The organism is Pseudomonas sp. NEEL19 (assembly GCF_028751975.1).
Lineage (GTDB): Bacteria > Pseudomonadota > Gammaproteobacteria > Pseudomonadales > Pseudomonadaceae > Aquipseudomonas > Aquipseudomonas juntendi.
Map to the genome: position 1 here is coordinate 5,132,263 of NZ_CP081491.1, position 10,901 is coordinate 5,143,163.

Sequence of the window (10,901 nt, forward strand, 5' to 3'; positions counted from 1 at the left end):
AAGCTGCCGCCAGGATTCCTGTGAACTACGGATGTAGCGAAATTCTATGAGGTTAAGCGCCAAGGCCTCTATACCAAGGCGCTTGCACTAACCATAGGTCAGAACCGCAGGAATACTCAAGCCCTCGTAGCCAGGTTTCATGCGCGCAGCCGACGACTGGAAATGATTGTTTCAACAACAGGGAAAGTTATTAATCAAGGCGGTAACAATTACCGCCTTATAACCTGACTTGCCAACTTGGGTTATTAGCCACGTGGGGCATAGGCAAATACATCGGCACGCATACGGTGCGCATCCATACCGGCTTCGACCAAGGCGTCGAGTGTGGCGTAGATCATGTTTGGCGAGCCACTGGCATACACATGCACAGTATTGAGGTCGGCGATGTCCTCGCAAACGGCTTCATGCAACATACCGCACCGCCCTTCCCAGCCGCACAGATCGCTGACCACCTGGTGCAGGTACAGGTTGGGCAGGCGCTGCCATTCGTCCCAGTGCTCGATCTGGTAAAAATCTTCAGGCCGACGCACCCCCCAGTACAGGTGCACCGGGTACTGGAAACCCTTGGCGCGGCAATGCTCGACCAGGCTGTGCATCTGGCCCATGCCGGTGCCGGCGGCAATCAATACCAACGGGCCCTCGGGCAACTCGGCCAGGTGGGTGTCGCCAAACGGCATTTCGATACGCGCCAGGCCGTTGCGCTTGAGCTGCTCTATCAGTTGCTGGGCACTGGGCTCGCGCGCCAGTACGTGCAGCTCCAGTTCACGCCCGCCGTGCGGCGCAGACGCCAGCGAGAAGGCCGCCTGCTTGCCGCCCTCACGCTCGATCATCAGGTACTGCCCGGCGTGGTAACGCGGGGGTTTTCCCGCCGGTGCACGCAAGCGCACCCGCCACACGTCGCCACCGACGTCAACGCATTCACTCACGCTGCACGCCAGCTTGCGCACAGGCAACTCGCCCAGGGCGAGCACACCGTCCCAGAGCAACACGCAGTCCTCCAGCGGTTCGGCAATGCAGGTGAACAACTCGCCATGGTCGCGGATTTCGCCGTCCTGACGGACCCGGCCCTCGACCAACAACGCGGCGCAGACATGGCAATTGCCATTGCGGCAGCTGTTCGGGCAGTCATAGCCCAGCCGCCGCGCTCCATCCAGGATCCGTTCCCCGGGTTCGAGCGCCAGCACCGCCCCGGACGGCTGCAACGTTACCTGCATCAATCTATTCCCAACTGATCCCACAGCTCATCGATACGCCGGGTGACGGCTTCGTCCTTGACGATGACCCGCCCCCATTCGCGTGTAGTCTCGCCTGGCCACTTGTGCGTGGCATCCAGGCCCATCTTCGACCCCAACCCCGAAACCGGCGACGCGAAGTCGAGGTAGTCGATCGGGGTGTTGTCGATCATCACCGTATCACGCTTGGGGTCCATGCGTGTGGTGATCGCCCAGATCACATCGTTCCAGTCCCGGGCGTTGATATCGTCATCGGTGACAATAACGAACTTGGTGTACATGAACTGTCGCAGGAACGACCATACACCCAACATCACGCGCTTCGCATGGCCGGGGTACTGCTTCTTCATGGTCACCACCGCCATGCGGTACGAGCATCCTTCCGGCGGCAGGTAGAAGTCGGTGATCTCCGGGAACTGCTTTTGCAGGATCGGCACGAACACTTCATTCAGCGCGACACCGAGAATGGCCGGCTCATCAGGCGGGCGACCGGTGTAGGTGCTGTGGTAGATCGGCTTGAGCCGGTGGGTGATGCGCTCGACGGTGAACACCGGGAAGCTGTCCACTTCGTTGTAGTAGCCGGTATGGTCACCATACGGGCCCTCGGGGGCCATTTCGCCAGGGTGAATCACGCCTTCCAGGATGATTTCGGCGGTGGCCGGCACCTGCAGGTTACTGCCACGGCACTTCACCAGTTCGGTGCGGTTGCCGCGCAGCAGGCCGGCGAAGGCATATTCGGAGAGTGTGTCCGGTACCGGCGTCACGGCGCCCAGAATGGTTGCCGGGTCTGCGCCCAGGGCGACCGCAACCGGGAACGGCTGGCCCGGGTTCTTCTCGCACCATTCGCGGTAGTCGAGCGCACCGCCCCGGTGGCTGAGCCAACGCATGATGACCTTGTTGCGGCCGATCACCTGCTGCCGGTAGATACCCAGGTTCTGGCGATCCTTGTTCGGCCCGCGGGTCACGGTAAGGCCCCAGGTGATCAGCGGCGCCACGTCGCCAGGCCAGCAGTGCTGGATAGGCAGCGCGCCAAGGTCGACGTCGTCACCCTCGATCAGCACTTCCTGGCAGACCGCGTCCTTGACCACTTTCGGCGCCATCGACACGACTTTCTTGAAGATCGGCAGCTTCGACCAGGCGTCCTTCAGGCCCTTCGGCGGCTCGGGCTCCTTGAGAAACGCCAGCAATTTGCCGATTTCTCGCAGTTCATCGACCGACTCGGCGCCCATGCCCATGGCCACGCGCTCTGGGGTGCCAAACAGGTTGCCGAGCACCGGGATGTCGAAGCCTGTGGGGTTTTCGAACAATAACGCCGGGCCTTTGGCACGCAGGGTGCGGTCGCAGACCTCGGTCATTTCCAGGACGGGGGAGATCGGAACCTGGATGCGCTTGAGCTCGCCGCGCTGTTCCAGGCCACGGATGAAGTCGCGCAAGTCGCGATACTGCATGCGGGAGCCTCGTATTGGCCGTATCGGTCGGGGGTGCAGAGTGTAGCGCCGTTCGGGATTTGTTTGGGGGCAAAAATGCAGTGGGGCCGCTTCGCGCCCCTTCGCCGGCACGCCCGCTGCCACAGGCTCAGTGTGATCCTTGTGGGAGCGGGCGTGCCCGCGAAGGGGCGCGAAGCGGCCCCATTCAGTTCCGGTCTGGAAACGCTTACTTGCGCTTCATCGACAGGAAGAACTCGTCGTTGGTCTTGGTCTGCTTGAGCTTGTCGACCAGGAATTCGATGGCGGCGATTTCATCCATCGGGTGCAGCAGCTTGCGCAGGATCCACATGCGCTGCAATTCGTCGTCGGCGGTCAGCAACTCTTCGCGGCGGGTACCGGAGCGGTTGATGTTGATGGCCGGGAACACGCGCTTCTCGGCGATGCGGCGGTCCAGCGGCAGCTCCATGTTGCCGGTGCCCTTGAACTCTTCGTAGATCACTTCGTCCATCTTCGAGCCGGTTTCGACCAGCGCGGTGGCGATGATGGTCAGCGAACCGCCTTCCTCGATGTTACGAGCCGCACCGAAGAAGCGCTTCGGCTTTTCCAGGGCGTGGGCGTCGACACCACCGGTCAGTACCTTGCCAGAGCTCGGGATCACGGTGTTGTAGGCACGCGCCAGGCGGGTGATGGAGTCCAGCAGGATCACCACATCTTTCTTGTGCTCGACCAGGCGCTTGGCCTTCTCGATCACCATTTCGGCAACCTGCACGTGGCGCGCTGGCGGCTCGTCGAAGGTAGAGGCAACCACTTCGCCGCGCACGGTACGCTGCATTTCGGTCACTTCTTCCGGGCGCTCGTCGATCAGCAGAACGATCAGGTGGCACTCGGGGTTGTTACGGGTGATGTTCGCCGCGATGTTCTGCAGCATGATCGTCTTGCCCGCTTTCGGCGGAGCAACGATCAGGCCACGCTGGCCCTTGCCGATCGGGGCGCACAGGTCGATGACGCGGCCGGTCAAGTCCTCGGTGGAACCGTTGCCGGCTTCCATCTTCAGGCGCTTGTTCGGGAACAGCGGCGTCAGGTTTTCGAACAGGATCTTGTTCTTGGCGTTTTCCGGGCGGTCGAAGTTGATGGTGTCGACCTTCAGCAGCGCGAAGTAACGCTCCCCTTCTTTCGGTGGGCGGATCTTGCCGACGATGGTGTCGCCGGTGCGCAGGTTGAAACGGCGGATCTGGCTGGGCGAGACGTAGATATCGTCAGGGCCGGCCAGGTAGGACGCATCAGCCGAACGCAGAAAACCGAAACCATCCTGGAGAATCTCCAGCACGCCATCACCGGAGATCTCTTCGCCGCTTTTCGCGTGCTTTTTCAGCAGGGCGAAAATCACGTCCTGTTTGCGCGAACGGGCCATGTTTTCGATGCCCATCTGTTCGGCCATTTCCAAAAGATCGGTAATCGGCTTTTGCTTGAGTTCAGTCAGGTTCATAAGGGGAATGACGTAATCATGTAAGAAGGGAGAATTAAGCTTTGGCTTAATGAAGCCGCGCCGCTAGATGGCGACAGGATCGCGTACTGATTCGAATTGGGGATGCTTCGGCGACGGCATGTAGAGGGCACTGGAGAAGCAGTGCGAGGCCGAATGTAACACTTGCTTTTTTCTGCGTCTAGTGCTCTGAAAAAGAAAAGCCCCGCATTCGCGGGGCCTTTTCACATCACAGGTGGGCGTCGAGGAACGCGGCCAGCTGGGATTTGGACAGCGCGCCCACCTTGGTGGCTTCGACGTTGCCGTTCTTGAACAGCATCAGCGTCGGGATGCCACGCACGCCATGCTTGGCCGGGGTTTCCTGGTTATCGTCGATGTTCAGCTTGGCGACGGTCAGCTTGCCCTCGTAGGTGGAGGCGATGTCGTCCAGTACCGGCGCGATCATCTTGCACGGGCCGCACCATTCAGCCCAGTAGTCGACCAGCACCGGGCCTTGAGCCTGCAGGACTTCGGCTTCGAAGGTGGCATCGGTGACATGTTTGATCAGATCGCTGCTCATGGATATCTCCAGGGTCGTAAGCAAAAAAACGTGGCCCATGATAGCCGCACCCACGCTCGACAGGAAGCTGCGGTCGATTGAGTGTAACTATAGTTGGGCAAGACGCCACGAATCGAAACTGTCATCTGCGTGTCATAGCATCGAATGGCACATTGCCTTGCATCAAGGCCTGGCATGTCACGCGTTGGCGACAGCCTGCTATCGTGGCACGATTGCCAGGTTAACGACCGAGAACACACAGCATGCCGCACAACATCGCGAAGAACCTGTCTCTGATCGCCGCCATCGACCTTGGCTCCAACAGCTTTCACATGGTCGTGGCCAAGGCCCACCATACCGAAATCCGCATCCTCGAGCGGCTCGGCGAGAAGGTTCAGCTTGCCGCCGGCATCGACGAAGAGCGCAAGCTCAGTGAAGAGGCGATGGAGCGGGGCCTGGACTGCCTCAAGCGCTTTTCCCAACTGATCCACGGCATGCCGGCTGGCTCGGTACGCATCGTCGGTACCAATGCCCTGCGCGAAGCGCGCAACCGCAACGAATTCATCCAGCGTGCCGAAGCCATCCTCGGGCACCCGGTCGAGGTCATCTCCGGCCGCGAAGAGGCGCGCCTGATCTACCTGGGTGTGTCCCACACCTTGGCTGACACCCCCGGCAAACGCCTGGTCGCCGACATCGGCGGCGGCAGCACCGAGTTCATCATTGGCCAGCGCTTCGAGCCGCTGCTGCGCGAAAGCCTGCAAATGGGGTGCGTCAGCTTCACCCAGCGCTACTTCCGCGACGGCAAGATCACCCCGGCCCGCTACGCCCAGGCCTACACCGCCGCACGCCTGGAGCTGATGAGCATCGAAAACGCCCTACACCGCCTGACCTGGGACGAGGCCATCGGCTCGTCCGGAACCATCCGTGCCATCGCTGCCGCCATCAAGGACGGCGGCCAGGGCAACGGCGAGGTCAACGCCGAGGGCCTGGCCTGGGTCAAGCGCAAGCTGTTCAAGCTGGGCGACGTCGACAAGATCGACTTCGAAGGCATCAAGCCGGACCGGCGCACCATCTTCCCCGCCGGCCTGGCGATTCTGGAGGCGATCTTCGATGCCCTGGAACTGCAGCGCATGGACCATTGCGACGGCGCGCTGCGCGAAGGCGTGCTGTTCGACCTGCTGGGCCGCCACCACCATGAAGATGTGCGCGAACGCACCCTGAACTCACTGATGGAGCGTTACCACGTCGACCAGGGCCAGGCAGCGCGCGTCGAGCGCAAGGCTTTGCACGCCTTCGACCAGGTCGCGGACGCCTGGGGGTTGAAGGATGGAAATTGGCGCGATCTGCTCGGCTGGGCAGCCAAAGTGCATGAAATCGGCCTGGATATCGCCCACTACCACTATCACAAGCATGGGGCCTACCTGATCGAACACTCCGACCTGGCGGGCTTCTCGCGCGAAGACCAGCAGATGATGGCCTTGCTGGTACGGGGCCACCGCCGCAACATTCCCAAGGACAAGTTTGCCGAACTGGGCGAGGAAGGCGTGAAACTGCTGCGCCTATGCGTGCTGCTGCGCTTCGCCATCCTGTTCCACCACATCCGTGGCAACCAGCAGATGCCGAAGGTCCAGCTCAAGGCTGCCGGGGAAAGCCTCGACATCGCCTTCCCTGAAGGCTGGCTGGAACAGAACCAGCTGACCCAGGCCGACTTCGCCAACGAGGCGGAGTGGCTGACCCGGGTCGGCTTCGTCCTCAGCGTACGTTGAGGACCGGGTTGCTCAGGCGCTCCAGCAGGGTCGCCTGAACGCTGCGCGGGTTCTGGTTGCCGGTTGGGGTGCTACGCACGTAGCGCCCGTCGGGCTGCAAGGTCCAGGCATGGGTGTTGTCGGTCAGGTAGCCTTCCAGCTCTTTCTTCACCCGCAGCAACAGCTTCTTGCCTTCGACCGGGAAGCAGGTCTCGACCCGCTTGTCGAGGTTGCGCTCCATCCAGTCGGCGCTGGACAGGTAGATCTGCTCTTCGCCGCCATTGAGGAAGTAGAACACCCGCGTGTGCTCCAGGAAGCGACCGATGATCGAGCGAACCTGGATATTGTGCGAAACCCCCGGAATGCCTGGGCGCAGGCAGCACATGCCACGCACCACCAGGTCGATCTTCACGCCAGACTGGCTGGCCTTGTACAGCGCCTTGATCACCTTGGCGTCGGTCAGCGAGTTGAACTTGGCGATGATGTGCGCCGGCTTGCCGTCGAGGGCGAACTGGGTTTCCCGCGCGATCATGTCGAGCATGCCCTTCTTCAGGGTAAACGGCGCGTGCAGCAGCTTTTTCATGCGCAGGGTCTTGCCCATGCCGATCAGCTGGCTGAATAGCTTGCCAACGTCCTCGGTGAGGGCGTCGTCTGAGGTCAGCAGGCTGTAGTCGGTGTACAGGCGAGCGTTACCGGCGTGGTAGTTGCCGGTACCCAGGTGGGCGTAGCGCACGATCTCGCCGTGCTCGCGGCGCAGGATCAGCATCATCTTGGCGTGGGTCTTGAAACCGACCACGCCGTAGATCACCACCGCACCCGCCGCTTGCAGGCGGCTGGCCATCTGCAGGTTGGACTCTTCATCGAAACGCGCACGCAGTTCGATCACCGCGGTGACCTCCTTGCCGTTTCGCGCTGCATCCACCAGGGCATCGACGATTTCCGAGTTGGCCCCGGAGCGGTAAAGGGTCTGGCGCACGGCGAGCACGTGCGGGTCCTTGGCGGCCTGGCGCAGCAGGTCGATCACCGGGGTGAAGGACTCGAATGGGTGCATCAGCAGGATGTCCTGCTTGCCGATCACGCTGAAGATGTTGTCGGCGTTCTGCAGCAGCTTGGGGATCGCCGGCGTGAACGGCGTGTATTGCAGCTCCGGGTGGCTGTCCAGGCCGGTGATGCTGAACAGGCGCGTTAGGTTGACCGGGCCATTGACCTGGTACAGCTCGCTTTCGCTGAGGCTGAACTGCTTGAGCAGGTAGTCCGACAGGTGTTTCGGGCACGTGTCGGCGACCTCCAGGCGCACGGCATCGCCGTAGCGGCGCGAGAACAGCTCGCCGCGCAAGGCGCGGGCCAGGTCGTCAACCTCTTCGGAGTCCAGTGCCAGGTCGGCGTTACGGGTCAGGCGGAACTGGTAGCAACCCTTGACCTTCATGCCCTGGAACAGGTCGTCGGCATGCGCGTGGATCATCGACGACAGGAATACGTAGTTGGCACCCGGGCCACCGACTTCCTCCGGCACGCGAATCACCCGCGGCAGCAGGCGTGGGGCAGGGATGATCGCCAGGCCCGAATCACGGCCGAACGCGTCCACCCCTTCCAGCTCGACGATGAAGTTCAGGCTCTTGTTCACCAGCAGCGGGAACGGGTGGGTCGGGTCGAGGCCGATGGGGGTGATGATCGGGGCGATTTCGTCGCGGAAGTAGCGGCGTACCCAGGTCTTGAGCTTGGGTGTCCAGTAACGGCGGCGAATGAAGCGGATCTGGTGTTTTTCCAGCTCCGGCAGCAGCACGTCGTTGAGAATGGCGTATTGCCGGTCGACTTCCAGGTGCACCAGCTCGCTGATGCGCGCCAGCGCCTGGTGCGGCTGCAGACCGTCGGCGCCGGCCAGTTCGCGGGCAAAATTGATCTGCTTCTTGAGGCCGGCCACCCGGATTTCAAAGAACTCGTCAAGGTTGCTGGAGAAGATCAGCAGGAACTTGAGCCGCTCCAGCAGTGGGTAGCTCTCGTCCAGCGCCTGCTCCAGCACACGAATATTGAACTGCAACTGCGAGAGTTCGCGATGAATGTACAGGCTGCTGTCGTCCAGGCCAGGCACCACGATTGCCGGGGCCGGCGGCGGCGCAGGCACCGGGGCGGCAGGCTCGGCCGCCTGCCCGGCTTCCGGCGCGGTGGCCGGCGGCAGGTCTGGCGGGGTCTGCAGCATCTCTTCGGGGAGCTCCTGGGCATCCTTGATCGCGACAGGGCTAAGCACTTCATTATTCATCTGACGTTCCTGAGGACGTTAACGCCCTATCATCAATTGAGCGGCAAGATAAGCGCCCATTATGACGCCTGTGTGACATGGCAGGGCAAGCCATGACGCGTGGCTATGGCAATGTGGTGTAGGAATTGTTCATGTGGAGACACATTTGGACACTTTCCCGAATGCCCGCGAAGGGGTAGGCTGCGCGTTCATTTCGCCAGCACCTCAGAAAATGCTTCAACAATTCCTGCAGGATTTCGGCTACTTTGCCCTTTTTCTAGGCACCTTCTTCGAAGGCGAGACCATCCTGGTGCTTGCAGGATTCCTTGCATTCCGCGGTTACATGGACATCAACCTGGTGTGCCTGGTGGCGTTCTTCGGCAGCTATGCCGGCGACCAGTTGTGGTATTTCATGGGCCGGCGCCACGGCCGCAAGATTCTGGCCCGCAAGCCGCGCTGGCAGGCGATGGGCGACCGGGCGCTGGCCCACATTCGCCGCCACCCCGACATCTGGGTACTGAGTTTCCGCTTCGTCTACGGCCTGCGCACGGTCATGCCCGTGGCCATTGGCCTGTCGGGCTATCCGCCACGCCGCTACCTGCTGCTGAACGGCATTGGCGCAGCGATCTGGGCCATTGCCCTGGGTGCGGCGGCCTATCACTTCGGCGCCATCCTCGAAGGCCTGCTGGGCAACGTCAAGCGGTACGAACTATGGGTGTTGGCCGCCCTGCTGGGGCTGGGCGTGCTGTTGTGGCTGCGCCGTCGCTTCCGTGCCCTGCGCGCAGAGCGCAAGGCCGCCGCCCAGGCGGCGGGCGAACAGCGCGACCAGCAATGACCCCGAGGCGCCAGTGCGGCGCATCGGGTTGCACACAGCGTGTCGGGTTGCCGGACGAACAAGGCAGCCGCGCGCCTGTCACAAGCATGACTGGCCCTGAAAACCAACCCGGCGAGCGCCCGCTCGCAATGCGCCGCGCAGGCAGCGCTCGATCTCCCAGGCGCGACACAACACTGGAGCTTCAAACATGACTAAGAAAGTAGCGGTGGTTCTTTCCGGCTGTGGCGTGTACGACGGCGCCGAAATTCACGAAAGCGTGATCACCCTGCTGCGCCTGGACCAGCGCGGCGCGCAAGTGCAGTGCTTCGCGCCGAACATTGCGCAGATGCATGTGATCAACCACCTCACCGGCGAGGAGATGCCCGAGTCGCGCAACGTGCTGGTGGAATCGGCGCGCATTGCCCGGGGCGAGGTCAAGGACATCCGCGAGGCCAAGGCCCAAGACTTCGATGCGCTGATCGTGCCGGGTGGCTTCGGGGCGGCGAAGAACCTGTCCAACTTCGCCGTGGAAGGCGCCAACTGCAGCGTCAACCCAGACGTGCTGGCCCTGGCCGAAGCCTTTGCCGCTGCCTGCAAGCCGGTTGGCCTGATCTGCATTTCGCCGGCACTGGCGGCGAAGATCTACGGGCCGGGGGTGGTCTGCACCATTGGCAGCGACGCGGATACTGCGGCGGCAGTGGTGAAGATGGGCGGCACCCATGAAGAATGCGACGTGCACGACATTGTCGAAGATACCCAACGCAAGCTGGTGACGACCCCGGCTTACATGGAGGCCAAGTCGATCAGCGAGGCGGCTGGTGGCATCAACAAGCTGGTGGACCGGGTGCTGGAGCTGACCCACGAGTAAGGCCCGCCCACGCGAAGCCCAGAATCCCGCGCGGCCCTTTGTAGGAGCGGCCTTGTGTCGCGAAAGGGCCGCGTTACACTTCAGGCCCTCGATAGTCGCGAAATGATCCGGTCCAGCGCATTGGCGAACGCCTGCTTGTCGCGCTCCCCATAAGCCGCCTGCCCTCCCCCGACCTGGCCCTGCTCGCGCAAATCGGTGAACAGGTTGCGCGCGGCCAGCCGATCACCCATGTTGCGCTCGTCGAACTCGCGCCCGCGTGGGTCCAGCACTGCCACGCCCTTCTTGACCAGGCGGTCGGCCAACGGCACGTCACTACAGATCACCAGCTCGCCCGGCACGGCATGCTCGACCAGATAATCGTCGGCCGCATCCATGCCACTGGGCACCACGATCAACCGCACGATCGCAAACGCAGGCCTGGCCACTGCCTGGCCCGCCACCATCACCACCTCGAACTTGCGTTTGAGGGCGAACTTGACGATCAGATCCTTGGCTGCCTTGGGGCAGGCATCGGCATCGATCCATACACGCATCGGATAATCTCTTCATCAGCTCAAT

9 protein-coding genes are annotated in these 10,901 nt (G+C 62.3%); 3 read left to right on the top strand and 6 right to left on the bottom strand.

Annotated elements, in window-relative coordinates:
• Positions 1-245: 245 nt before the first annotated feature.
• The 4 genes from K4A76_RS22800 to trxA form a co-directional block, all read right to left on the bottom strand.
• The gene (locus tag K4A76_RS22800) at positions 246-1,214 is read right to left on the bottom strand and encodes a CDP-6-deoxy-delta-3,4-glucoseen reductase (protein WP_274411202.1); all 969 of its coding nucleotides are present in this window, start codon (positions 1,212-1,214) and stop codon (positions 246-248) included.
• The gene (gene ubiD, locus K4A76_RS22805; protein WP_274411203.1) at positions 1,214-2,680 is read right to left on the bottom strand and encodes a 4-hydroxy-3-polyprenylbenzoate decarboxylase; all 1,467 of its coding nucleotides are present in this window, start codon (positions 2,678-2,680) and stop codon (positions 1,214-1,216) included. Before ubiD ends, K4A76_RS22800 begins: the two co-directional genes overlap by 1 nt.
• Positions 2,681-2,885: 205 nt before the next feature.
• Positions 2,886-4,145, bottom strand: coding sequence for a transcription termination factor Rho (rho, locus tag K4A76_RS22810; RefSeq protein WP_029886229.1), 1,260 nt, complete (start codon positions 4,143-4,145; stop codon positions 2,886-2,888).
• Between the two features lie 226 nt (positions 4,146-4,371).
• Positions 4,372-4,701 carry a thioredoxin TrxA gene (gene trxA / locus K4A76_RS22815; RefSeq protein WP_009684153.1) on the bottom strand — a complete coding sequence of 110 codons (330 nt, stop codon included), beginning with the start codon at positions 4,699-4,701 and terminating at the stop codon, positions 4,372-4,374.
• 242 nt (positions 4,702-4,943) lie between these two features.
• Between trxA and ppx the strand changes: the two genes are divergently transcribed.
• On the top strand, positions 4,944-6,446 hold the full coding sequence (ppx, locus tag K4A76_RS22820) for an exopolyphosphatase (RefSeq protein WP_274411204.1): 1,503 nt from the start codon (positions 4,944-4,946) through the stop codon (positions 6,444-6,446).
• Here ppx and ppk1 read toward each other — a convergent pair.
• Entirely contained in the window at positions 6,433-8,682 is a 2,250-nt protein-coding gene (ppk1, locus tag K4A76_RS22825) for a polyphosphate kinase 1 (protein WP_029886227.1), read from the bottom strand. The genes ppx and ppk1 overlap by 14 nt on opposite strands.
• Before the next feature lie 211 nt (positions 8,683-8,893).
• Here ppk1 and K4A76_RS22830 point away from each other — a divergent pair, with 211 nt between their 5' ends.
• Both K4A76_RS22830 and elbB read left to right on the top strand, forming a co-directional pair.
• Positions 8,894-9,496 (top strand): DedA family protein, encoded by a 603-nt coding sequence (locus K4A76_RS22830; RefSeq protein WP_009681657.1) that lies wholly within the window; start codon positions 8,894-8,896, stop codon positions 9,494-9,496.
• 187 nt (positions 9,497-9,683) lie between these two features.
• Entirely contained in the window at positions 9,684-10,343 is a 660-nt protein-coding gene (gene elbB / locus K4A76_RS22835; protein WP_274411205.1) for an isoprenoid biosynthesis glyoxalase ElbB, read from the top strand.
• 80 nt (positions 10,344-10,423) lie between these two features.
• Here elbB and K4A76_RS22840 read toward each other — a convergent pair whose 3' ends face one another.
• Positions 10,424-10,876 carry a YaiI/YqxD family protein gene (locus K4A76_RS22840; protein ID WP_009681655.1) on the bottom strand — a complete coding sequence of 151 codons (453 nt, stop codon included), beginning with the start codon at positions 10,874-10,876 and terminating at the stop codon, positions 10,424-10,426.
• Positions 10,877-10,901 lie beyond the last annotated feature (25 nt).

Bases quoted from the DNA above. Each gene is read 5' to 3' on its own strand.
- ppk1 (WP_029886227.1), bottom strand. From the start codon at position 8,682: ATGAATAATGAAGTGCTTAGCCCTGTCGCGATCAAGGATGCCCAGGAG.
- ppx (WP_274411204.1), top strand. From the start codon at position 4,944: ATGCCGCACAACATCGCGAAGAACCTGTCTCTGATCGCCGCCATCGAC.
- K4A76_RS22830 (WP_009681657.1), top strand. From the start codon at position 8,894: ATGCTTCAACAATTCCTGCAGGATTTCGGCTACTTTGCCCTTTTTCTA.
- rho (WP_029886229.1), bottom strand. From the start codon at position 4,145: ATGAACCTGACTGAACTCAAGCAAAAGCCGATTACCGATCTTTTGGAA.
- elbB (WP_274411205.1), top strand. From the start codon at position 9,684: ATGACTAAGAAAGTAGCGGTGGTTCTTTCCGGCTGTGGCGTGTACGAC.
- ubiD (WP_274411203.1), bottom strand. From the start codon at position 2,680: ATGCAGTATCGCGACTTGCGCGACTTCATCCGTGGCCTGGAACAGCGC.
- K4A76_RS22840 (WP_009681655.1), bottom strand. From the start codon at position 10,876: ATGCGTGTATGGATCGATGCCGATGCCTGCCCCAAGGCAGCCAAGGAT.
- K4A76_RS22800 (WP_274411202.1), bottom strand. From the start codon at position 1,214: ATGCAGGTAACGTTGCAGCCGTCCGGGGCGGTGCTGGCGCTCGAACCC.
- trxA (WP_009684153.1), bottom strand. From the start codon at position 4,701: ATGAGCAGCGATCTGATCAAACATGTCACCGATGCCACCTTCGAAGCC.